The sequence below is a fragment of the Aeromonas sp. DNP9 genome, assembly GCF_001728955.1.
GTDB lineage: Bacteria > Pseudomonadota > Gammaproteobacteria > Enterobacterales > Aeromonadaceae > Aeromonas > Aeromonas veronii.
In genome coordinates, this window is sequence record NZ_LYSQ01000002.1 from 199,131 (window position 1) to 220,905 (window position 21,775).

The 21,775-nt window shown below is 61.2% G+C and carries 20 protein-coding genes and 1 pseudogene; 11 read left to right on the top strand and 10 right to left on the bottom strand.

What is annotated here, in order from left to right:
• Positions 1-304: 304 nt before the first annotated feature.
• Positions 305-907, top strand: a complete 603-nt coding sequence (locus A9G06_RS02010) for a nitroreductase family protein (protein WP_069554107.1) — start codon at positions 305-307, stop codon at positions 905-907.
• A gap of 113 nt (positions 908-1,020) precedes the next feature.
• On the opposite strand, the gene A9G06_RS02015 is transcribed toward A9G06_RS02010, so the two are convergent.
• Both A9G06_RS02015 and A9G06_RS02020 read right to left on the bottom strand, forming a co-directional pair.
• The gene (locus tag A9G06_RS02015) at positions 1,021-1,671 is read right to left on the bottom strand and encodes an HAD-IA family hydrolase (protein ID WP_069554108.1); all 651 of its coding nucleotides are present in this window, start codon (positions 1,669-1,671) and stop codon (positions 1,021-1,023) included.
• Between the two features lie 8 nt (positions 1,672-1,679).
• On the bottom strand, positions 1,680-1,925 hold the full coding sequence (locus A9G06_RS02020) for a hypothetical protein (RefSeq protein WP_064340815.1): 246 nt from the start codon (positions 1,923-1,925) through the stop codon (positions 1,680-1,682).
• Between the two features lie 116 nt (positions 1,926-2,041).
• On the opposite strand from A9G06_RS02020, the gene A9G06_RS02025 reads away from it, so the two are divergent.
• The gene (locus A9G06_RS02025; protein WP_069554109.1) at positions 2,042-2,950 is read left to right on the top strand and encodes a LysR family transcriptional regulator; all 909 of its coding nucleotides are present in this window, start codon (positions 2,042-2,044) and stop codon (positions 2,948-2,950) included.
• 94 nt (positions 2,951-3,044) lie between these two features.
• On the opposite strand, the gene A9G06_RS02030 is transcribed toward A9G06_RS02025, so the two are convergent.
• From A9G06_RS02030 to A9G06_RS02040, 3 genes are all read right to left on the bottom strand, one after another.
• On the bottom strand, positions 3,045-3,983 hold the full coding sequence (locus A9G06_RS02030; RefSeq protein WP_069554110.1) for a GGDEF domain-containing protein: 939 nt from the start codon (positions 3,981-3,983) through the stop codon (positions 3,045-3,047).
• A gap of 132 nt (positions 3,984-4,115) precedes the next feature.
• Positions 4,116-4,682, bottom strand: a complete 567-nt coding sequence (locus A9G06_RS02035; protein ID WP_069554111.1) for a cysteine hydrolase family protein — start codon at positions 4,680-4,682, stop codon at positions 4,116-4,118.
• Between the two features lie 49 nt (positions 4,683-4,731).
• Entirely contained in the window at positions 4,732-5,895 is a 1,164-nt protein-coding gene (locus A9G06_RS02040) for an FAD-dependent monooxygenase (RefSeq protein ID WP_069554112.1), read from the bottom strand.
• 265 nt (positions 5,896-6,160) lie between these two features.
• Here A9G06_RS02040 and miaB point away from each other — a divergent pair.
• The 5 genes and pseudogenes from miaB to lnt form a co-directional block, all read left to right on the top strand.
• A pseudogene (gene miaB / locus A9G06_RS02045) lies at positions 6,161-7,588 on the top strand (tRNA (N6-isopentenyl adenosine(37)-C2)-methylthiotransferase MiaB); the annotation flags it as partial.
• Between the two features lie 138 nt (positions 7,589-7,726).
• Positions 7,727-8,776: a PhoH family protein gene (locus A9G06_RS02050; protein ID WP_005354086.1), complete on the top strand. Its 1,050-nt coding sequence runs from the start codon at positions 7,727-7,729 to the stop codon at positions 8,774-8,776.
• Complete coding sequence (gene ybeY, locus A9G06_RS02055) at positions 8,773-9,237, top strand: rRNA maturation RNase YbeY (protein ID WP_069554113.1); 465 nt, start codon at positions 8,773-8,775, stop codon at positions 9,235-9,237. The genes A9G06_RS02050 and ybeY overlap by 4 nt, the downstream gene beginning before the upstream one ends.
• Before the next feature lie 95 nt (positions 9,238-9,332).
• Positions 9,333-10,217: a CNNM family magnesium/cobalt transport protein CorC gene (gene corC / locus A9G06_RS02060; RefSeq protein WP_005354092.1), complete on the top strand. Its 885-nt coding sequence runs from the start codon at positions 9,333-9,335 to the stop codon at positions 10,215-10,217.
• Positions 10,218-10,365: 148 nt separating this feature from the next.
• Positions 10,366-11,910 (top strand): apolipoprotein N-acyltransferase, encoded by a 1,545-nt coding sequence (lnt, locus tag A9G06_RS02065; protein ID WP_069554114.1) that lies wholly within the window; start codon positions 10,366-10,368, stop codon positions 11,908-11,910.
• 65 nt (positions 11,911-11,975) lie between these two features.
• Here lnt and A9G06_RS02070 read toward each other — a convergent pair whose 3' ends face one another.
• The 3 genes from A9G06_RS02070 to A9G06_RS02080 form a co-directional block, all read right to left on the bottom strand.
• A complete protein-coding gene (locus A9G06_RS02070; protein ID WP_069554115.1) occupies positions 11,976-13,160 on the bottom strand; it encodes a MerR family transcriptional regulator in 1,185 nt (394 codons plus the stop codon).
• Positions 13,161-13,337: 177 nt separating this feature from the next.
• Positions 13,338-15,068, bottom strand: coding sequence for a single-stranded-DNA-specific exonuclease RecJ (recJ, locus tag A9G06_RS02075; RefSeq protein WP_069554116.1), 1,731 nt, complete (start codon positions 15,066-15,068; stop codon positions 13,338-13,340).
• Positions 15,034-15,681, bottom strand: a complete 648-nt coding sequence (locus tag A9G06_RS02080; RefSeq protein ID WP_069554117.1) for a disulfide isomerase DsbC N-terminal domain-containing protein — start codon at positions 15,679-15,681, stop codon at positions 15,034-15,036. Before A9G06_RS02080 ends, recJ begins: the two co-directional genes overlap by 35 nt.
• 316 nt (positions 15,682-15,997) lie before the next feature.
• Here A9G06_RS02080 and mscL point away from each other — a divergent pair, with 316 nt between their 5' ends.
• Positions 15,998-16,408 carry a large-conductance mechanosensitive channel protein MscL gene (gene mscL / locus A9G06_RS02085; protein WP_047438040.1) on the top strand — a complete coding sequence of 137 codons (411 nt, stop codon included), beginning with the start codon at positions 15,998-16,000 and terminating at the stop codon, positions 16,406-16,408.
• Positions 16,409-16,480: 72 nt separating this feature from the next.
• On the opposite strand, the gene xerD is transcribed toward mscL, so the two are convergent.
• Positions 16,481-17,380 (bottom strand): site-specific tyrosine recombinase XerD, encoded by a 900-nt coding sequence (gene xerD, locus A9G06_RS02090; RefSeq protein WP_069554135.1) that lies wholly within the window; start codon positions 17,378-17,380, stop codon positions 16,481-16,483.
• Between the two features lie 249 nt (positions 17,381-17,629).
• Here xerD and fldB point away from each other — a divergent pair, with 249 nt between their 5' ends.
• From fldB to A9G06_RS02105, 3 genes are all read left to right on the top strand, one after another.
• Positions 17,630-18,148, top strand: a complete 519-nt coding sequence (fldB, locus tag A9G06_RS02095; protein WP_069554118.1) for a flavodoxin FldB — start codon at positions 17,630-17,632, stop codon at positions 18,146-18,148.
• 202 nt (positions 18,149-18,350) lie between these two features.
• Positions 18,351-19,751, top strand: coding sequence for a TldD/PmbA family protein (locus tag A9G06_RS02100; protein ID WP_069554119.1), 1,401 nt, complete (start codon positions 18,351-18,353; stop codon positions 19,749-19,751).
• On the top strand, positions 19,751-21,091 hold the full coding sequence (locus A9G06_RS02105; protein ID WP_069554120.1) for a metallopeptidase TldD-related protein: 1,341 nt from the start codon (positions 19,751-19,753) through the stop codon (positions 21,089-21,091). The genes A9G06_RS02100 and A9G06_RS02105 overlap by 1 nt, the downstream gene beginning before the upstream one ends.
• An 86-nt stretch (positions 21,092-21,177) precedes the next feature.
• On the opposite strand, the gene A9G06_RS02110 is transcribed toward A9G06_RS02105, so the two are convergent.
• On the bottom strand, positions 21,178-21,672 hold the full coding sequence (locus A9G06_RS02110) for a zinc ribbon-containing protein (protein ID WP_005335155.1): 495 nt from the start codon (positions 21,670-21,672) through the stop codon (positions 21,178-21,180).
• Positions 21,673-21,775: the final 103 nt, after the last annotated feature.

Genomic DNA, 21,775 nt, shown 5'->3' on the forward strand with positions numbered 1-21,775 from the left:
CCCTCGGCAGGGGTGGGAGGCTGTCGCAGCCCCACCCCAACTACTGGCGATCGGACAGCTCCTGTCACCTGCACAGGGTTGGGTGGCGCAATCTCAGCTGGGCTGGCAGTTCAGCGCGCCTCAACCCCGTTCACTGGGGAGCAACAGGATTGCCTATGTGCGAGGTGTTAACCCTCAGTTGAAAGTGTCACCACTGCATGTAAACGCCCGGAAGATAATCGGGTGGTATAGTCTATAGCTTGAACAACAGGGGATGGCTGGCCACAAGGCTGGCGCCCGGTGACTATCAAGCAAAGGAGATGTTATGAGCAGTCCGTTTATCGAGCAGATCAAAGCACGTCGTACCATCTATGCCCTGGGTGACCAGGTCTCCCATACGCAGGAGCAGCTGACGGCCCTGATCCAGGATGCCATCAGACACAGCCCCTCCTCCTTCAACTCCCAGAGCTCCCGTGCCGTCATCCTGTTTGGCGTCCAGCACCACAAGCTGTGGGATATCGTCAAAGCCGAGCTGAAAAAGATTGTGCCGCCGGAAGCCTACGCCCAGAGTGAGGCCAAGGTAGATGGCAGCTTCCGCGCAGGCTTCGGTACCGTGCTGTTCTTCGAAGACACCGACGTCATCAAGGATCTGCAGCAAAAATTCGCCCTCTACGCCGACAACTTCCCCATCTGGTCGGAACATGCCACCGGCATCGCCCAGTTTGCGGTCTGGACGACGCTGGCGCAGGAGAAGGTCGGTGCCTCCCTGCAGCACTACAACCCGCTGATCGACGAGGCGGTACGCAAGGAGTGGAACCTGCCCGCCAGCTGGTTGCTGCGCGCCCAGATGCCCTTTGGCAGCATCAAGCAACCGGCAGGAGAGAAGACCTTTATCGACGACGCCACCCGTTTCCGCGTCTTCAAATAACAGTCAGATAGCAAAACGCCCCCGCATCTCGGGGGCGTTTTTATTGCAACATAGAGTGCAGATAGCGATGGTTCATACTGCAATCTGCGGTCGTAATACGCTCTATCCACCACTCAGGTGAGCAGCATCACCAGCAGGGATTCGCCTTCCCCCAACTCAATCTTCACCTCGCACCAGTCGCGGATCACCGCCACCACCGCCGGATTGAGCGGCGCATCGCCCCCTACCTCAACCACGGTGCAACCTGCACGTAGGGCGCTCTCGATACCGGCCGGGGCATCCTCGAACACCAAGCAACGATCGGGCGAGACGCCAAGCCGTTCAGCCCCCAGCAGATAGGGCTCGGGATCGGGCTTGCCATTGATCACAGCTTCGGCCCCCACGAGCACAGCCGGCAGCGGCAAACCGGCACAATTCAGGCGGTGACGGGCAACCTGCTCACTGGCGGAGGTCACGATGGCCCAAAGCTCTGGCGGCAAGTGGCGCAGCAACTCGCCAGCTCCTGCGATGGCGTCGCCGCCGGTATGCAGCATCTCCAGCTCGTCGAGCCGCGCCTCCTCCCGCTCCACATCCAGCTGCGGGGCCAACGCCCGGATCACCTCACGTGAGCGCATACCGTGGCACATAGCCAACACCGGCTCTGGGGCAAGCTGATGATGCTGGCACCAGAACCGCCACACCTTCTCCACATCGCCGGTCGAGCAGACCAGGGTGCCATCCATATCGAGCAGCAGGGCGGATACCGACAGGGTGATCGTGTTCATGCCAGCACTCATACAGGCACCCCGGCCAGCTCGGGCAGAGAGCCAGAGAGCGCATCGGCAAAGGCCTGCTGCTGGGCGGCACGCTCATAACAGGCGAGTGCCTGCTCGGTACTGCCAGCCCACACTTGCAAGGGGCCGACCACAAAACCCTGTTGCAGCAGGCTGGCGAGCAGCTCCCCCGTCTCCGGGGCCGCCAATGGCTGGGCCAGCACCAGCGTGCCCTTGATCAAAAAAAGATAACGTTGGGTAGACATGATATGGCTCCTTGTTCCGGTTCAGAGGAGGGCGATTCCCCCCTTGCCGAGCCATTAGAACAAGGCGATTAGATAATTTATAATCAATAAATCGCCACTTTGGATAACCAATTGGAATGAAATTCGACTTGAGGCAACTGCAGGCGTTTGTGACGCTGGCCGACACCGCCAACTACGGGGAAGCGGCCAATCGCCTCTTTATTACCCAGCCCGCCCTCACCAAGCAGATCCAGGGATTGGAGCAGACCCTCGGCAGCACCCTGTTCAATCGCGGCCGCCACGGCGCCGAACTGACTGCCGTCGGTGCCCAGCTATTGACCCAGGCGAGTGCGCTGGTCGAACACGGGCGGGAGTTCGAGAGCCATGCGCTGGCGGTAGCGAGCGGGGTAGCCGGTCGGCTCAAGATTGGCTTTGGTTTGTCGAGCTTTGCGCTGGCCCCCTCGCTGGTCGCCCGCTTCAAGCAGCAGGTGCCTGATGTGATGGTGCATCTGCAGGACATGCCCTCTGCCATCCAGCAGGAGCAGCTGCTCTCCGGCCAGTTGCAGCTTGGCTTTATGCGCAGACCTCAGATGCCCCAGTTGCAGGAGCACAGACTGCTGATCGACCGGCTGGTGCTGGCGGTGCCAACCCGGATGACCTTGCCAGATCCGGCTGCGTTTGATCTCCAGCAGGCATTGACCAGCCAGCCGCTGCTGCAGATGGTGGGCCATCGCTGCCCCGGCCTCAGCCAGCAGATCGCCAGCTTTCTCGGCGCCAACCGGCTGACCGGCATGGTCCAGGAGGCCGAGGATATCCAGACGCTGGTGGCGTTGGTCGCGGCTGGCATAGGCAACGCCATCCTGCCACGCAGCGTCAGCTTTATCGCAGGGCCCGATGTCACCCTCTATCCCCTCTCAGGCCCCAGCTCCGAGTGGGAGGTCAGCATGGTATGGAATCCGGACTTTGCCGACCCCATCCGGGATCACTTCGTCAGGCAGGTGATCGCCAGCTATCCCCTGCCGGTGTCGGCCACGCCAGAACGCTGAAACCAACGCTCGCTGGTGGCTAACACCGTGACCAGTCAAAAAACAGTGCGCCCCCATCAAGGGGGCGCATGCAGGACAAAAGCGGCAATGCGGCTCAACAGCTGGCGCAGTGACTACGGTTTTTACCCGACCCCTTGGCGCAATAAAGCGCCGCATCGGCCGCGGCCAGCAACGCCCCTTCTCCCTCCAGCAGTTGCTCTGCCGTGTAGGTGGCAATGCCAATGCTGGCGCTAAGCTGAATATTATTTGCCACCACGATGTCGAGATCGTTGATGGCCTGGCGGATCTCCTCTCCAATCCGCTGAGCCGCATCTCGATCGGTATTGCCGAGGATCAGGGCAAACTCGTCACCACCAAAACGGCAGGGCAGATCCGCCGGACGCTGGCAAAAGGATTGCAGAAGATGGCCCACCAGCTGGAGGGAGCCATCCCCCATCTGATGACCAAGATGGTCATTGCACGCCTTGAAGTTATCCAGATCCAGCATGATGAGGGAGAGCGGGGTATGTTCACGCATGCTGCGCCGCCACTCGTTATGCAAAAAGCTGTTGAACAGCCGCCGATTGGCCAGTCCGGTCAGAGGATCATGTTGGGAGAGGCTGGCAACTTCCAGCTCCAGCAGCTTGCGCTCGGTGATATTGATATGGGCGATGGAAAAATACTCGGCATCAAGCCCGGGTACCGGCGCTACTCGCATCATAAACCAGCGCTGGGTGTCGGGGCTGTGGCAGGGGTATTCCAGATAGAACTTCTCCTGCTGATGACGGATAACCCGGAGGATCCCCTCCACAGCAGCCAATCCCGAGGGCTCGGATTCAGCGTCACAAGCCCCCATATAATTGACCCCAATCCAGTTATATCCCTTGGGCATGCCGTTTTGCTCGGCAAACAGATCCCAGGCGAGATTGGTGTAATGGATCACGCCATCCCGATCTATCACCGATATCTGGTCTTCCAGTGAATCCAGCAATGCAACCAGATCCTGAGCTCGCTCGGCAAAGCGACGCATCCCCCCCGGCATGTTATCAATCATGGTGGCCATCCTGTGGCAAAAGTGGCGTCTCGCCAGCTATTAACAATTAGGTCAGCAGGTAGAGTAAAGCACCCCGTTCCCACTTAGCCAACTGAGACCAAATTTCACCATCGAACATCATCCGGCAAGGTTTCAGGCCAGCTGGGACACCTTGATGATCTCGGCGATGCGACCCAGCATCCGCAGTGAGGTGTGATGCTCGGTGGCATCTGCGGCGGCGCAGGCATCCTCCAGAATGGTGATGGCGTAGTCGCGATCGTGACCATCCCGCGCTGCCGCCTGAATGGCCCAGCTGGTGCTCACCCCGCACAGATAGAGGTGGTCGATGTGATTGGCCCGCAGCGCAGGCTCCAGCGCCGTGCCATAGAAGGGGCTGACCCTGGGCTTGGCCAGCACCAGATCACCGGGTTGCACATCCAGATCCGGGTGAAAGTCGGTGCCCGGGTCGGTAAGCGACAGCGCGCCGAACTGGTGAGCACGACCAAACATGGGAGACCCCTTGGGTTGCAGCTGATAGCCGCCGTCAAAGCCCACCTTGATCAGCACCACCAGCCAGTCGTTGGCGCGGGCATGGGCCAGCGCCTGATTGGCATGCGCGATGGCATCCTGCTCCAGCACATGGGCTGCGGAGGCGGCAATGCGCCCGTCGGGATGGGCAATATCGTTGATAAAATCGATCACCAGCAGTGCCTTGTTCATCACCTTTGCTCCTTCGCGCATTCAGCCCGTGCTATCTGGTTCCGACCTGTCAAACCAGCCCCAGTGCATAGCGCAGCGCCATCTCCTTCAATGGGCCCGCCTTGTCCGCCAGATTGAGGGCCAGATTGCGGGCCAGCTTGAGGGGGCCAATCTCGTTGCTGAACACCCCGTAGAAGAGATCCATTCCCGACTGCATCAGCAGGTTGTCGGGGCGACGGCGTCGCTCGTAACGCTCGGCCAGCTCCAGCTGATGCCAGTCGGCGCCAGCTCCTTGCAGCAGATCAGCCCAGCAGGCCACATCCTTGAAGCCAAGGTTGACCCCCTGCCCCGCCAGCGGGTTGATGGTGTGGGCAGCATCGCCAAGCAACACCACCCGACCGGCGTGATAGTCGTTGGCGTGGCGGCGCACCAGCGGGAAGCTCCCCTTGCCGGTGACGGTGAACCCGCCGAGCCGACTCGGGAAGTGGCGGCGCACTTCGGCGGCGAGCGCCTCGTTGCTCATGGCTGCCAGCGCCCGGATCCGGGCCGGGCTGTCATACCACACCAGAGAGCCGTGCTGACCTAGTAGTGGCAGGAAGGCGCGCGGGCCACTCGGGGTGAACTGCTGCCAGGTGATATCTTCCTGCGCAAAGTCGGTGTCGATATTGATCAGCATGCAGTGCTGGCGGTACTCGAAGCGCGATACGCCGATACCCGCCAGCTTGCGGGTGTGAGATTCAGCACCATCGCAAGCCAGCACCCAGCGGGCCGCCAGCTCGGTGCCGTCGTCCAGAGTCAGCACAGCTTCATCCGCACTCTGGCGCAGGCTGGTCACCGCCGCCGGGGTGTGGGTCTGGATGGTGGGAAAATCCTCCATCCGTTTGAGCAGGGCCAGCTGCACCAGCCGGTTTTCGATGATGTAGCCGAGCTGGGGCAGACCGAGATCGGCGGCATTGAAGCGGGTGGCAAAGCCGTCCAGCTCCCAGGTCTCCAGCCGGCGATAGGGGCAGAGCCTCATCTGCTGCAGATGGTGCCAGGCACCGGCCTGCTCCAGCAGCGCCACCGAGGCCTGACTGATGGCGGAGACCCGCAGATCCAGCGGCTGCGACCGTGCGTAATGCTCCGGCAGTTGGGTCTCGATGACCCTCACCGAGAGGCCCTGAGCCGCCAGCAGACAGGCGGTGGCGGCGCCCACCATGCCGGCGCCGACGATGGCGATATCACACTGTTCCATACATTTATTCCTGAAAGGGTGCGTCCGGCGACAGCGCCCGGACGTGAACCGGATGGCAGCATGATAGCGCAAGGGCGGCTGATAAACAGTGAGACAAACGGGGAATTGCTGCGTCAAATCAAGGAGAAAGCTTATTGAGCTTGCTGGCAACAGGTATCGGGTGAGCACCATTGCCAGCTGGATATTAGCTAGGCAGTATCCAGATTGCGGAGTAAAATGCGCGGTCCTTTGACCATGCCGATTTCAAAACAAGTCAAGAGAAGCAATGAGCAAGAAACTTCACATTAAAACCTGGGGTTGCCAGATGAACGAGTATGACTCGTCCAAAATGGCCGACCTGTTGGATGCCAGCAATGGCTACACCCTTACCGAAGAGCCCGAAGAGGCAGATGTCTTGCTGCTGAATACCTGCTCCATCCGCGAAAAGGCGCAGGAGAAGGTGTTCCACCAGCTGGGACGCTGGAAAAAGCTCAAGGCCAACAAGCCCGGTCTGGTGATCGGCGTGGGTGGCTGCGTTGCCTCTCAGGAGGGCGATGCCATCCGCCAGCGCGCTCCCTATGTCGATATCGTGTTCGGCCCGCAGACCCTGCATCGCCTGCCTGCCATGATCAAGGAAGTTCAAGAGGGCCGTGGTGCCCAGGTTGATATCGCCTTCCCCGAGATCGAAAAATTCGACAGCCTGCCCGAACCGCGCGCCGAAGGGGCTACCGCGTTCGTCTCCATCATGGAAGGCTGCTCCAAATACTGTACTTACTGCGTGGTGCCCTACACCCGCGGTGAAGAGGTGAGCCGACCGCTGGACGACGTGCTCTACGAAATCGCCCAGCTCGCCCAGCAGGGCGTGCGCGAAGTGAACCTGCTCGGTCAGAACGTCAACGCTTACCGCGGCCCGACCTTTGATGGCGGCATCTGCACCTTCGCCGAGCTGCTGCGTCTGGTGGCCGCCATCGACGGTATCGATCGCATTCGCTACACCACCAGCCACCCGATCGAGTTCACCGACGACATCATCGAAGTCTACAAAGACACCCCGGAAGTGGTCAGCTTCCTGCACCTGCCGGTACAGAGCGGCTCCGACCGTATCCTGACCATGATGAAGCGCCCGCACACCATCCTGGAGTACAAATCCAAGATCCGTCGCCTGCGTGCCGCCCGTCCCGACATCACCATCAGCTCCGACTTCATCGTTGGCTTCCCGAACGAGACGGACGAAGACTTTGAAGCGACCATGAAGCTGATCGAGGATGTGGGTTTCGACATGAGCTTCAGCTTCATCTTCAGTCCGCGCCCGGGCACCCCGGCCGCCGACATGCCCGACGATGTCGACATGGAAGTGAAGAAAGCTCGTCTGGCCCGCCTGCAGCACGTCATCAACAACCAGGCGATGCAGATTGGCCGTGCCATGCTGGGCACCACCCAGCGCATCCTGGTGGAAGGGCCCTCCAAGCTCGACCCGATGCAGCTGTGTGGTCGCACCGAGAACAACCGGGTGGTCAACTTCGAAGGCCAGCACACCCTGATCGGCGGCTTTGCCGACGTGGAGATCACCGAGGTACGTCCCAACTCCCTGCGCGGCAAGTTCATCCGCGGCGAGAGCGAGATGAACCTGCGGATCGCCACCGCCCCGAGCGAAATCCTGGCCCGTCGCCCGGATAACGTACCGGACGAACTCGGAGTAGCCGCGTTTACCCCCGCCCAGAGCGAAATCCCGGTTAAATCCAACCGCCCGGATAACGTACCGGACGAGCTGGGCGTGGCCGCCTTCACTCCCCATTAATCCCCTCCTCCCCATTCGCCCGGCGGATGGGGAGCGCCTTGAGACGAGGATATTTTGAGCCGACACATCTCGACCCTGAATCTGCATCTGGAGCCCGCCGACAACCAGCGCCTTGCCAGCCTGTGCGGCCCCTTCGATGACAACATCAAGCAGCTGGAGCGCCGCCTCGGCGTCGAGATCAGCTACCGTGACAGCCACTTCCAGTTGGTGGGCAAACCGGCCCAGCTGGATGCCGCCGCCGTCATCCTCAAGCACCTCTATGTGGAAACCCAGCCCCTCAAGGGTGGCAAGGTGACCGATATCACTCCCGACATGGTCCATCTGGCCATTCAGGAGTCGCGGGTGCTGGAGCAGGATGACGAACCGGCGCCGAGCATCCCCTATGGCAAGGAGGTGACGGTCAAGACCAAGCGCGGTCTCATCAAGCCACGCAGCCCAAATCAGGCCCAGTACATCGCCAATATCGTGCGCCACGATATCTGCTTCGGCATAGGCCCGGCCGGTACCGGCAAGACCTATCTGGCGGTCGCAGCGGCGGTGGATGCGCTGGAGCGTCAGGAAATTCGCCGCATTCTGCTGACTCGTCCGGCGGTGGAAGCGGGTGAGAAGCTCGGCTTCCTGCCCGGGGATCTCTCCCAGAAGGTGGATCCTTACCTGCGCCCCCTCTACGACGCCCTGTTCGAGATGCTGGGCTTTGAGCGGGTCGAGAAGCTGATGGAACGCAACATCATCGAGGTGGCGCCGCTCGCCTATATGCGCGGAAGAACCCTCAATGACGCCTTTATCATTCTCGATGAGGCCCAGAACACCACCACCGAGCAGATGAAGATGTTCCTCACCCGCATCGGCTTCAACTCCAAGGCAGTGGTCACCGGTGACATCACCCAGGTAGACCTGCCGCGCAACGCCAAATCCGGCCTGCGCCACGCGCTGGAAGTGCTGCCAGGGGTCGATGGTCTGTCGTTCAACTTCTTCGAGTCCAAAGACGTGGTGCGCCACCCGGTGGTGGCCCGTATCGTGCAGGCCTATGAGGCGTTCGACGCCAAACAGGCCGCCGAGAAGGTGGCCGGCCAAACAAACTCCAGCAAAGAGAGCGAGCAATGAGCGTAACCCTGGACCTGCAGCTGGCCAGTGCCAGCACTGACGGCCTGCCCACCGAAGCCCAGTTGCAAGGCTGGCTCGACGGCACCATTCTCGGCTTCCAGCAGGAGGCAGAAGTGACGGTGCGCATCGTCGACGAGGCGGAGAGCAACGAGCTCAACCTCACCTATCGCGGCAAGGACAAGCCCACCAACGTGCTCTCCTTCCCGTTCGAGGCGCCGCCCGGTCTGGAGCTGCCGCTGCTCGGCGATCTGGTGATCTGCCGTCAGGTGGTGGAGCGCGAGGCACAGGAGCAGGGCAAGCCCCTGATGGCACACTGGGCCCACATGGTTGTGCACGGCAGTCTGCATCTGCTAGGTTATGACCATATCGAGGATGAGGAAGCCGAAGAGATGGAAGCGCTTGAGCGCGACATCATGCAGGAGCTCGGTTTTGCCGATCCTTATCTGAACGACGAAGAGTAAAGAACCGGATGGTCATCGTCTTGAAACAGCAGATGGCCATCCTTATATAACCCGAACTATTTCAAGTGTGTTCATACGAGTAACCAAGAGAGAAAATGACCGACGATCACCCTAGTACCGGCTCGCCGAAGAAAACCTGGCTCGACAAACTCAGCCAACTCTTCCAGGGCGAGCCAAAAGACCGCAATGATTTGGTAGACGTGATAGCCGATGCCGAAGAGCGCGACCTCATCGATCAGGACACCAAGGACATGATCGAGGGGGTGCTGGAGATCGCCGATCTTCGCGTGCGCGATATCATGATCCCCCGCTCCCAGATGGTGACCATCGAGAAGTCCCAGCCGGTGGATGCGATCCTGCCGGTGATCATCGAGTCCGGCCACTCCCGCTTCCCGGTGATCAACGAGGACAAGGATCATGTGGAGGGCATTCTGCTCGCCAAGGATCTGCTCCCCTTCGGGTTTGGCGGCCATCACGCCAGCGAGCCGCTGCAGCTCGAGAAAATCTTGCGCCCCACGGTGATCGTGCCGGAAAGCAAACGGGTTGACCGTCTGCTCAAGGAATTCCGTGAAGAGCGCTACCACATGGCCATCGTGGTCGACGAATTTGGTGGCGTCTCCGGTCTGGTGACCATCGAAGACATACTGGAACTGATCGTTGGCGAGATCGACGACGAGTTTGACGACATCGAGGATGAGCCGGACGAAATCCGCCGTCTCAGCAAGCGGGTCTTCTCCATCAGCGCCCTGACCGAGATCGAGGATTTCAACGACTTCTTCGGCACCAAATTCAGCGATGAAGAGGTGGATACGGTGGGTGGTCTGGTAATGCACGCCTTCAGCCACCTGCCAAAGAAGGGCGAGGAGATCGAGCTGGACGGCTACCTGTTCAAGGTGATGCATGCCGACCGGCGCCGTCTGCAGCAACTGCAGGTGAAGATCCCCGAGCACCACGCGGCGGCGCAATCCGAGCCGCAATAAGCAGATCCGCTCGATGTGTGAAACAACGCCCCGACCTCGGGGCGTTGTGCTCTCTGCCACCGGCATCGAGGCTCGCCGTTGCCCCGCTTACAGGTTAAGATACCGGCCATTCGACCCCAGTTGCACACCAAGACGAGCACCATCGCCCGTGAGATTATCCCCTGTTACTTCCAAAATTCTGTTAAGCCTCAGTGCATTGGCCTCTGGTGCCATCGCAGTGCTGGCCTTCTCCCCCTTCGGCTACTGGCCGCTGGTGATCCCCTCCCTGCTTGGCCTCTACGCCCTGCTGGACAAAGCAACGCCGAAACAGGCCGCCTGGCGCGGTTTTGGCTACGCCATGGGACTCTTTTTGCCGGGGCTGTGGTGGATCCATGTCAGCATGACCGAGTTTGGCGGCATCCCGCTGCCGGTCGCTTTTGTGCTGCTGGCCGGGCTCTCCGCCTATCTGGCCCTCTACCCGACGCTCGCCAGCTGGGTCTTTGCCCGCTTCTTTGGCGGCCGTCACTGGAGCCGCTGGCTGCTCGCCTTCCCGGCACTCTGGCTGCTGGCCGACTGGCTGCGCGGCTGGGTGATGACCGGATTCCCATGGCTCTGGTTTGGTTACAGCCAAATTGATGGCCCCCTCAAAGGCTTTGCCCCGATTCTTGGGGTACAGGGCATCACGCTGGCGCTGCTGCTCGGCACCTCAGCCATCTGGCTGGTGTGGAAATCCCGTTCCCCACTCTGGCTGGCGGTGCCCGCCCTGCTGGTTGCCAGCGCCCACGGCCTGATGCAACTCAACTGGGTGACCCGTGGCGAGCCGGTCAAGGTGGCGCTGGTGCAGGGCAATATTGCCCAGTCCCTCAAGTGGGATCCGGAGGCACTGGCCCCCACGGTGCGCACCTATCAGGACTTGAGCCGCGAGAATCAGGATGCCGACATCATCATCTGGCCCGAGTCGGCGATCCCGGCTATCGAGAAGGCGATGGGCCCCTATCTGGAGAATCTGGACAAGGCGATGAAGGTGAACGATACCGGCCTGCTGGCGGGGATCATCCACTACGACGAGCAGCAACAGCGTTTCTACAATACCGTGCTCGGCATGGGGGTGCAGGATGCGGATGGCAAGGAGTCCTACTTCTACAACCACTCCAACCGCTACAACAAGTACCACCTGCTGCCCATCGGCGAATTCGTGCCGTTTGAAGATCTGCTGCGCCCCATCGCCCCCTTCTTCAACCTGCCGATGTCCTCCTTCAGCCGGGGTGACGAAGTGCAGCCAAACCTGATCGCCAAGGGGCTCAAGTTTGCCGCCGCCATCTGCTACGAGATCATCTTCCCGGAGGAGGTGCGCCGCAACGTCAATGCTGATACCGACTTCCTGCTGACCGTCTCCAACGATGCCTGGTTCGGCACCAGCATCGGCCCGTGGCAACATATGGAGATCGCCCGGATGCGCGCGCTGGAGCTGGCTCGTCCGCTGCTGCGCGACACCAACACCGGCATCACCATCGTGACCGAAATCGACGGCAGCATCATCGGCCAAATCCCGCAGTTTGAAGCGGGCGTGCTGCGCAGCGAGGTACGTCCCGCCCACGGCGAGACCCCCTACCTGCGCTTTGGCAGCTGGCCTCTCTACGGCCTGACCGTGCTGCTGCTGGGTCTGGCGCTGGCGCTGCGCCCCAAGGCCCACCCCTGGGCCCGCGAGCTGTAATGGCCATCAGCCATCCCTGATAAACAACGAGGCGCCCGCAGGCGCCTCATTTTTACGACAACTTATCACGCATCTTTTTGCAGGCAGCAAATCACATAGCCGTAACTGCCCAGATATTGGCGGTGGATGGCCACTTCCCGGCTCAAGTCCTGCCATGCAGCACTCTCCCCCAGCTCGTCTCGATAGCGCACCAGATTGACCTCGATAGGGTCCAGATAGTTGTTCCAGGCGCTCATCGGCAACGGAGTGTGTGACAGGCAGCGATAGCCTGCCGCTTGTATCGTCTCAAGCAGGCCCGCCAGCGTCTGCATGGCGGGATAATCCTGCTGCCAGAATGCCAACGCCTCCTCGGGCGGGTTATCGGTCAGCCAGACCGCATCACTGAGCACGATGCAAGCCTGCGGGCTCGCGAGCAGCGGACGCCACGCCTTCAGCGCATTGGCAACCCCCATCACGTAAGCGCTCCCCTCTGCCCAGATGAGGTCGGCCGGGGCCAGATCGTCCGGCAGTGCCGCCATGTTGGCGCAGAGGGTGGAGACATGCTCAAAGCCTGCTGCACGGGCGGAGTGCGCCACGGCGGCCAGTGCCTCCTCTTCCAGATCGATGGCTACGATGGCGGCATCGGTCACCTGAGCCAGCGCCATGGTCGAGGCACCGCGCCCGCAACCCATGTCGAGGATCCGGCGCGGCCGGATGGGCAAGGCGGCAAACTGCTGCTGGGTGAAGGCGCGATCCCCCGGCCCCCAGTAACTCATGCCATCCAGCAGCTGGATAAAGTCCTTGATGTAACGATCATGTTCATTCATGTCTTTGCTCAACCATTGCAAGTGGTAGCGATCTTTCTCGCTAAAACCCTGTTTCATCACCCACGCGAAGTAGGCCTCCGGTGCCTCGCGCTGCAGTTGCAGCTGCCAGGCCTTGAATTCCTCACCGGAGCGCGGACGCAACCCTGCCAGATCCGCCAACAGATCCCGGGCGCGCTGCATCCGCGCCAGCTCCTGATCGAGCTCCCTGACACGGGCCTGCAATGCCGCCTGATCTATCTCGCCAGCCAGACAGGCGAGGCACTGCTTGAGGCTGAGACCACCCGCCTGCAGGGCCTGCACCATCTGCAGTCGCTGCAGATCCCCCTCGTCATAGTGGCGATAGCCGTTGGCGGCCCGGGTGCCAGCAATCACCCCCAGCTTCTCGTAATAGAGCAGGGTGGAGCGGGCGAGGCCGCAGCGGCGGGCCAGTTCGGATATTTTCATGGCAATCACTCACGGTGCGGGCCCTCAGGTGACCCGATAGAGACGAGCTTAAACTGTAAAGCTATAGACAGGTCAACGCCCTTTTCCAGAGATCCGCCAACAAAAACGGCCACCCGAGGGTGGCCGTTGTCAGCGCTATCTGTGATAAAGCGGCGATAGAGCAGCGATGCTACCGGCTCAGAGACCGGCTGCCTCCAGATGCTCCACCAGCAGCTGCACGCTGCGGTTGCCGCGCCACTCGTTGACATCGAGCCGGTAGACAAGCCGCACCCGCTTGACCGAGGCATCGGGCCAGCGCTTGAGATCGACCCCAAAGGCGATGGCATCCACCGCGTGACCAGAATCGGTTGTCAGCATCATCTTGAGGTGCTTCTCCCCCACCAGCCGCTGCTGCACCAGCACGAACTCGCCGTCAAACAGCGGCTCGGGGAAGGCCTGACCCCAGGGGCCGGAGGCGCGAATCAGCTCCGCCAGCTCGATATTGAGTTCGTCCGACAGCAGCTCGCCATCGGTGAGCAGCACCCCGGTCAAGAGCTCGGGGGTCACCAGCTCGCTGATGACCGCCTCAAACGCCCGACCGAACGCCTCGATATTGGCCTTGGGCAGGGTCAACCCTGCCGCCATGGCATGGCCGCCAAACTTGCCCATCAGGCCCGGATGGCGGGTGTCGAGCAGTTCCAGCGCATCGCGCAGGTGCACGCCGGGGATAGAGCGGCCGGAGCCCTTGAGCTCGGTCTCGCTGCTCTCGGCAAACGCGATGACAGGGCGGTAGTACTTCTCCTTCACCTTGGAGGCCACCAGCCCCACCACCCCCTGATGCCACTCGTCCCGGTGCAGCACTATACCCGACGGCACCTCGCCATCGCGAAAACGGATCTGCTCCAGAGTGGCGAGGGCCTCCTGCTGCATCCCCTGCTCGATCTCCTTGCGCTCCTGATTGAGGCTGTCCATCTCGGCCGCAAGCTGGCGCGCCAGATTGAGATCATCGCAGAGCAGACAGGCGACCCCGAGGGACATGTCATCGAGGCGCCCTACCGCATTGAGGCGTGGCCCCAGCGCAAAACCGAGGTCGGCGGCGGTGAGGCGGCGACCATCGCGGCCCGACACATCCACCAGCGCCTGAATGCCGGGGCGACAGCGCCCGGCCCGGATCCGCTGCAAGCCCTGATGGACCAGGATGCGGTTGTTGCCATCGAGCGCCACCACGTCGGCGACCGTGCCGAGGGCCACCAGGTCGAGGTAATCCGCCACATTGGGGGCTCGCAACCCTTGCCGTTCGTACCAGCCGAGCTGACGCAGATGGGTGTTGAGGGCCGCCATCAGGTAGAAGGCCACCCCCACCCCGGCCAGCGACTTGGAGGGGAAGTTGCAACCGCGCTGGTTCGGGTTGACGATGGCATCGGCGTCAGGCAGCTCCTGACCCGGCAAATGGTGATCGGTAACCAGTACCTGCATGCCGGCCGCCTTGGCAGCCGCCACCCCGGCGATGCTGGAGATGCCGTTATCCACCGTGATCAGAAACTCGGCGCCGCGCGCCACCGCCAGCTCGACAATTTCGGGGGTGAGGCCGTAGCCAAACTCGAAGCGGTTGGGCACCAGAAAATCGATGTGGCGCCCCCCCATGGCGCGCAGGGCCAGTACACACAGCGCCGAACTGGTGGCACCATCGCAGTCGAAGTCGCCGACAATCAGAATCCGTTTCTGGACAATCAGGGCATCCGCCAGCAGCGGCACCGCCTGCTCCATCCCATAGAGGCGCTGGGGCGGCAACAGCTGGCTGGCGCTGCGCTCCAGCAGGGCGGGATCCTCTACGCCACGGCTGGCGAAGATTTGGCGAAGCAGGGGATGCAGGGTGGCAGGCAGATGGGAATCATCAACTCGCGGACGACGACGGATTTGCAGAGGCATCAAAATTATCCAGTATCTTGAGCAGCTGTTCGGGGCTCTGATACCCGCGCACCAGATCCCCGTCGGAGGAGACCCAGGCCGGCAGTACCTTGACCCCCAACCATTGGCTCAGGCCAATATTTTGGATAAGGGTCTCACTACAAGCCGTTTGAGGCAAATAGGCTTTTAACGGATCATTTTGCAGCAGGGGATCGCTGCACCAGTCGGCGGCCCGTTCGGCGTGATCAATCACCGGATAGAGTGCCACGCTCACCCCGGATGCCTGCAGCCGTTTCAACGTAGTAGAAAGCTTATGGCGTGCTGCGTCTCGCTCGCCGAGAAACAGCGCGACCCGGTGACGCTCATCCCGGGCCTTGAGCACGATGGGGGCATGGGCCACCTGTGCCAAGCCAAGTCGGCGCTGCTCGCGCATACCCGAGATGGTCAGGTTCTTCATGTCGCGGGTCATATCCAGCATGACCCCCTGCACCACATAATCCCCTTTGGCATCGCTGTAGAGCACCCCCTGCGAGGTGCCCAGCATATACAACCCTGCGATCGGGGTCGGTTCAACCAGATAGACGGGGACCCCCAGCCGGGCCGTGATGGTCTGTTTCAAGGCTTGGGTATCCATCCCCGCTCTGGCAGCAAATGTGCACAAAAGCATCATTCCCAGTAGTAAATACTTCACTTGTTTACTCACGTGGTATGAATGAATCGACCCAGCAAACTACAGCAGCACAGCTCATCATTCAATCAACTACTTATTAAAAAATTAATATCGCTTTGTACCAAAAAAATGGTTCCCCCCGATTGCCAAGGACTCATAACGCCCGCAAGCTAGTCAGGACGACAGGAATAACGCGGCTTAGCCTCTGTTTTTCCTGACAAGAGTTCGCCCTGTGGCAAGGGTAATCAACGCGCTATCTTGTTTAATTTCGGAGGAAATAATGAGTCTGATTCAAGAGTTCAAAGCCTTTGCCGCCCGCGGCAACGTCATCGATATGGCGGTCGGTATCATCATTGGTGCCGCCTTCGGCAAAATTGTCTCCTCTTTTGTCGGTGACGTAATCATGCCGCCCATCGGCCTGATCCTGGGCGGCGTGGACTTCAGCGACCTGGCGGTCACCCTGAAGGCCGCAGAAGGTGCAACACCCGCCGTGGTCATCGCCTATGGCAAGTTCATCCAGACCATCATCGACTTTCTGATCATCTCTTTTGCCATCTTCATGGGACTGAAGGCCATCAACACCCTGAAGAAGAAGCAGGAAGAGGAAGCCGCCGCCCCGGCAGGCCCGACCAAGGATCAGGAGCTGCTGACCGAGATCCGTGATCTGCTGAAATCCCAGCAAGGGAAATAAGCGCCATCTCCTGTCGTGTAGAGATAAAAAAACCGCCTGCTGGCGGTTTTTTGTTTTTGAAAGGCCAACAACTCAGGCTCTGGGGTGGTGCTCACCGTGCAGCGCCTTGAGTCGCTCGTTGGCCACATGGGTGTAGATCTGGGTGGTGGAGAGATCCGCGTGACCCAGCAGCATCTGCACAACCCGCAAGTCTGCGCCGTGGTTGAGCAGATGGGTGGCGAAGGCGTGGCGCAAGGTATGGGGGGACAGCTCACCGTTGATCCCGGCCCGCAGGGCATAGAGCTTGATGCGATGCCAGAAGGTCTGGCGGGTCATCATACGGGCCTGCTTGGAGGGAAACACCACATCCGAGCTGGTGCCCCCCAGCAGTAGGGTACGGGCCTCCCGGTAGTAACGCTCCAGCCAGTGCATCGCCTCCTCGCCCATCGGCACCAACCGCTCCTTGTTGCCCTTGCCCACCACCCGCACCAAGCCTTGACGCAAGCTGACATGCTCGGCAGTGAGCCCCACCAGCTCGGAAACCCGCAGCCCGGTGGCGTAGAGCAGCTCCAGCATCGCCTTGTCCCGCAGCTCCAGCGGATCATCCACCAGCGGTGCACGCAAGAGCGCGTCCACTTCGGCTTCACTCAGATCGGCTGGCAGCTTCTTGGGCAACTTGGGCCCCTCCAGCAGCACGGTCGGATCATCGCTGCGCAGCTTCTCGCGGTTAAGGTACTGGTAAAAGCGGCGCAGGGCCGACAGGAAGCGGGCGGTGCTGCTTGCCGCAAACTGGTGATCGACCCGCCAGGCGAGGTAGTGCTGGATCTCGTCCATCCCTGCCAGCAGCAGCGAGCTCCCCTGCTCGTCGAGCCAGAGGGAAAACTTTTCCAGATCGCTGCGATAGGAGCTGACCGTGTTGTCAGACAATCCCCGCTCCAGCCAGAGGGCATCGAGGAAGGGTTCAATCAGGGGATGGGGGTCGGGTTTACTCATGGTGCGCTGCAATCAGGGGAAAGATGGCCCATTGTAACGCGCCAACTCCTTGGAAAGACAAGGCACTTTCATTGGAAAGGTAAGGCTCGTTTGCCACGCCCCTTGTCGGGCGGTGAAGGTCGAATGGCAATCTGCTAGACTGGCGCCCTCCCCTTACGTTACCCATCGTGTTGCCAACATGGCGCAGCCCACACGAGCATGCGAGAACGCGCCAAAGCACGCGAGAAAGCGCCAACAGAGAGAAGAGCGATGAAGATTGGTCTGTTTTACGGTTCCACCACCTGCTACACCGAGATGGCTGCCGAGAAGATCCGCGCCCTCATCGGCCCCGAGCTGGTGGATATTCACAATATCAAGGATGTCTCCCTGCGCCTGATGGAGGATTACGAGATCCTGATCCTCGGCATCTCCACCTGGGATTTTGGCGAACTGCAGGAGGACTGGGAGTCCCGCTGGGAAGATATCACCGATCTCCATCTGGAGGGACGCATCGTCGCCCTGTTTGGCCTCGGCGATCAGCTCGGTTATGGCGAATGGTTCCAGGACGCCCTCGGCATGCTGCACGATCAGCTGGTGCCAAAAGGGGTCAAGCTGGTGGGCTACTGGCCCAACGAAGGGTACGAATTCGATGCCTCCAAGGCACTGATCGACGATGGCCGTCACTTCGTTGGGCTGGCGCTGGACGATGCCAATCAGTATGACCAGACCGATCCGCGCATCGAGCAGTGGGTCGAACAGATCCTGAGCGAAATCCACGCCCTGCTCTGATCTTTCCCACGTTTTGGCAAAACGACTCTGAGCGCCTGGCCCTGGCCGCCGGGCGCAGTTATCGTGCCGATTTTCTCAATCGGTATCATCGCATGACGCTATAGCGACTTTTTTGTGCTGGTCTGCAACAATGGACTCGACATCCCATAACAATCAGAGCCGGATGTCGGAAGCAAACGGACAGACCAGAAAAGGATATTCTATGACCCCATTCTCCCTGTTGGCCCCCGCCATCGCCCGTGACGTGCTCGATCACGCGCTGGCGCTGGGTGCCGATTTCGCCGAGCTGTTTGTCGAGCGCAAGCGCCGCAGCCAGCTCAGCCTGCTCTCCAGCCAGATAGAGAACATCAGCGGTGGCCTCGATTTCGGCATCGGTGTGCGCCTCTGTTACGGCCACAAGGTGCTCTACGGCTACACCAATCTGGCCAGCCGCGATGAGCTGCTGCGCATCGTCACCCTGCTGGCGGCCAAAGACCGCCGCGACCCCGTGGTGACCGCCACCGCCTTCGACTTCACCCGCCTGAGCGATCGCAACCCGGTGGCGCTGCCGCTCTCGGCAGACAAGCTGCTGGAGCAGAAGATCGCCTATCTGCACGCCATGGATGCGGCGGCCCGCGCCGAGAGCGACAAGGTGAGTCAGTTCTCCGGCAACGTGCTGGGCTGGGAGCAGGAGGTGGAGATCTTCAACAGCGAAGGGGTGCAAGTCGCCGATCGCCGCCACTACAACCGCATCATGGCCCAGACCATCGCCATGGAAGGGAGCGAGCAGAGCGTCGGTTACGAGGCACCGGGCGCCCTGATGGGGTGGGAGCATGCCGATCGCATCGATCCGCACGAGCTGGCCCTCACCGCCACCCGTCAGGCGCTGGTGAAACTGGGCGCGGCTCCCTGCCCGAGCGGCACCCTGCCGGTCATCATGGAGAACGGCTTTGGCGGCGTCATCTTCCACGAGGCGTGCGGCCATCTGCTGGAGACCACCTCGGTGGCCAAAAAGGCGTCGGTATTCCACGACAAGATGGGCCAGCTCATCGCCAATCCGGTGGTCAATGCGGTGGATGAAGGGCTGCAAGGCAATGCCTGGGGCTCCATCAACGTCGATGACGAGGGGATGGCGACCCAGCACACCCAGCTCATCAAGGACGGGGTACTGACCGGCTTTCTGGTGGACAGAATGGGTGCTCTCAAGACGGGCTACGCCCGCACCGGCTCCGGGCGGCGCGAATCCTACAAGTACGCCCCCACCTCGCGCATGCGCAACACCTATATCGAACCGGGCAACCATAGCCTCGACGATATGCTGGCCACGGTGGAGCACGGCATCTACGCCAAGAAGATGGGGGGCGGCTCGGTACAGCCCGGCACCGGTGAATTCAACTTCAATGTGCAAGAGGCCTACCTCATCGAGCACGGCAAAATAACCAAACCGCTCAAGTCGGCCACCCTGATCGGCACCGGCCCACAGGTGCTGAAAGAGATCTCCATGGTGGGCCGCAATCTGGCGCTGGCCGCCGGTATGTGCGGCTCTGTCTCGGGCTCGGTCCCCACCTCGGTGGGCCAGCCGGCCCTCAAAGTGGACAATATTCTGGTGGGAGGGAACGCCTGATGAGCACCATCGACATGAACCAACTGCTCACCCGCCTGCTCGACAAGGTGACCGACCTCGGCGCCGAGGCGGACATCATCGCTAATCAGGAGAAGGCCTTCTCCCTCAAGGCAGACAAGGGCGAGCTGGGTGAATACAAGGTCACCAGCAGCCAGCAGCTCGGTATTCGCCTGATCAAAGAGGGCCGAGTCGGCATCGCCTACTCGGAATCCCTCGATGAGCTGGCGCTGGATGCCATGCTGCAAGATGCGCTCGATGCCAGCCGCTTTGCCAAGGTGGATGCGGATCAGCGCATCTCGGTGGCCAATAGCCGGATCACCACAGATTGCGCCGAGATCAACCAGCCCGATACCACGCCGGTTGAGGAGAAGATCGCCCTGGCCCTGCGCCTCGAATCAGACATGCTGGCCATGCCCGATGTGAGCGGCGCCCCCTACAACAGCTTCTTCGAAGGTGAGAGCCAGCTCTGGCTCGCCAACAGTCAGGGCACCCTCTGCCAGCACGGCGAGTTCAGCGTCGGCTGCTACACCTCGGCGCTGGTGGTACGGGATGGCCGCCAGTCGATGCACTCGCAGGGGCAGTATGGCCGTCGCTTCGACGAGCTGGATAGCCAGGCCCTGATCGAGCAGATCTACGCCATCGCCGATGGCCTGCTGCCCGGTGAAGCGGTGCCGAGTGGTCGCTACAGCGTCATCTTCAGTACCAACTGCTTCGCCAGCCTGTTTGGCTGCTTTCAGGGCGTGCTATCAGGCAAGTGGGCCCAGCAGGGGATCAACCCCTGGCGCAGCAAGGTCGGCCAGAGCGTGGCGTCACGCTGGCTCACTCTGGAAAGCCGGGTCTATATGCCTGGCGGCATGAACATCAAGGCGTTTGATGGCGAGGGGGCGGCCACTTCGGATCTGCTGCTGATTGGCGAAGGGGAGCTGAAAACCCTGCTCCACAACAGCGCCACCGCCCGCCACTTTGGCGTCGCCAGCAACGGCTCGGCCGCCCGCGGCGCCCGCAGCGCCCTCGATGTGGCCGCTCGCCATCTGGTGTTTGGCGCGGGCCCCCATAGCGAAGCGGAGGTGCAGCGCGGTGACTATCTGGAGCTGGTCAAGCTGGATGGCCTGCATTCGGGTGCCGATGCGGTGAGCGGTGACTTCTCCTTTGGCGCGTCAGGGTTCCTCTGTCGCGATGGAGTTCGCCTGCAGCCGGTGCGCGGCATCACGGTAGCAGGCAACTTCTACCGCCTGCTGGGCGAGCTGGAAGCGGTCGGTGACACCATGCACCACAACGACAGCAAGGGCTTCTACGCCCCGCTTATCCGTTTTTGTGGCCTCTCCGTCGCAGGCAAGTAAACGTCCCGACGAAACCTGCAAGCAAGAAAAAGGCGCCTAATGGCGCCTTTTCCTCGTTATCTCGTCCGCATAGATGGTATGGCTGCTCAGGGCGAGAGCGGCTCGCGGTGGTACTCGGCGCAACCGCATTCGGGGCAGGTATCGAGCTGTTGGGGGTGCAGCACGGTATGGCGCCAGCCACACTGGTCGCACACCATGACCCCAAGCCCTACCCAGTCACCCGCTTCGTAAACACCCTTGTGCTCCAGCTCGTCGGCCAGTTCCCGCCACTCCACCTGGGCGCGGTCGGTCACATCCGCCAGCCAGGACCAGGCGGTGTCTTTGAGGGCCAGCATAAAGGCAGACTCTTCCACCTGCGCACTATCGTCATGGCGCCCCTCGTCATAGTTGCCCAGATCCCGCTTCACGTACTCGGCGATGAGCGCCAGTTCGTCCTGAGTCAGGTCGCTGGCAGCCTCCAGATAGGCCTGCACCTTGGCAATCATCCGGTTGAGGCGCTCCCCCTGGAACTCTTCAGTCTCTTGCCACTGTTTTTGCAGCTCGGCAATGAAGGCTTCGTACCCTTTTTGACGTTTGTCCATGGCTCTAACTCCTCTACTAAACCCTGATCTGGCCCGGCTTAAGGCCCAAGGGACGCTGGCGGTTGTTGCCGCCGCAGGATATGGGTATTCTATTGCGATTTCC

Excerpts from the sequence above, each read along its gene's own strand:
- A9G06_RS02010 (WP_069554107.1), top strand. The coding sequence starts at position 305 with ATGAGCAGTCCGTTTATCGAGCAGATCAAAGCACGTCGTACCATCTAT.
- A9G06_RS02015 (WP_069554108.1), bottom strand. The coding sequence starts at position 1,671 with ATGAACACGATCACCCTGTCGGTATCCGCCCTGCTGCTCGATATGGAT.
- A9G06_RS02020 (WP_064340815.1), bottom strand. The coding sequence starts at position 1,925 with ATGTCTACCCAACGTTATCTTTTTTTGATCAAGGGCACGCTGGTGCTG.
- A9G06_RS02025 (WP_069554109.1), top strand. The coding sequence starts at position 2,042 with ATGAAATTCGACTTGAGGCAACTGCAGGCGTTTGTGACGCTGGCCGAC.
- A9G06_RS02030 (WP_069554110.1), bottom strand. The coding sequence starts at position 3,983 with ATGATTGATAACATGCCGGGGGGGATGCGTCGCTTTGCCGAGCGAGCT.
- A9G06_RS02035 (WP_069554111.1), bottom strand. The coding sequence starts at position 4,682 with ATGAACAAGGCACTGCTGGTGATCGATTTTATCAACGATATTGCCCAT.
- A9G06_RS02040 (WP_069554112.1), bottom strand. The coding sequence starts at position 5,895 with ATGGAACAGTGTGATATCGCCATCGTCGGCGCCGGCATGGTGGGCGCC.
- ybeY (WP_069554113.1), top strand. The coding sequence starts at position 8,773 with ATGAGCGTAACCCTGGACCTGCAGCTGGCCAGTGCCAGCACTGACGGC.
- corC (WP_005354092.1), top strand. The coding sequence starts at position 9,333 with ATGACCGACGATCACCCTAGTACCGGCTCGCCGAAGAAAACCTGGCTC.
- A9G06_RS02070 (WP_069554115.1), bottom strand. The coding sequence starts at position 13,160 with ATGAAAATATCCGAACTGGCCCGCCGCTGCGGCCTCGCCCGCTCCACC.
- recJ (WP_069554116.1), bottom strand. The coding sequence starts at position 15,068 with ATGCCTCTGCAAATCCGTCGTCGTCCGCGAGTTGATGATTCCCATCTG.
- A9G06_RS02080 (WP_069554117.1), bottom strand. The coding sequence starts at position 15,681 with ATGGATACCCAAGCCTTGAAACAGACCATCACGGCCCGGCTGGGGGTC.
- mscL (WP_047438040.1), top strand. The coding sequence starts at position 15,998 with ATGAGTCTGATTCAAGAGTTCAAAGCCTTTGCCGCCCGCGGCAACGTC.
- xerD (WP_069554135.1), bottom strand. The coding sequence starts at position 17,380 with ATGAGTAAACCCGACCCCCATCCCCTGATTGAACCCTTCCTCGATGCC.
- fldB (WP_069554118.1), top strand. The coding sequence starts at position 17,630 with ATGAAGATTGGTCTGTTTTACGGTTCCACCACCTGCTACACCGAGATG.
- A9G06_RS02100 (WP_069554119.1), top strand. The coding sequence starts at position 18,351 with ATGACCCCATTCTCCCTGTTGGCCCCCGCCATCGCCCGTGACGTGCTC.
- A9G06_RS02105 (WP_069554120.1), top strand. The coding sequence starts at position 19,751 with ATGAGCACCATCGACATGAACCAACTGCTCACCCGCCTGCTCGACAAG.
- A9G06_RS02110 (WP_005335155.1), bottom strand. The coding sequence starts at position 21,672 with ATGGACAAACGTCAAAAAGGGTACGAAGCCTTCATTGCCGAGCTGCAA.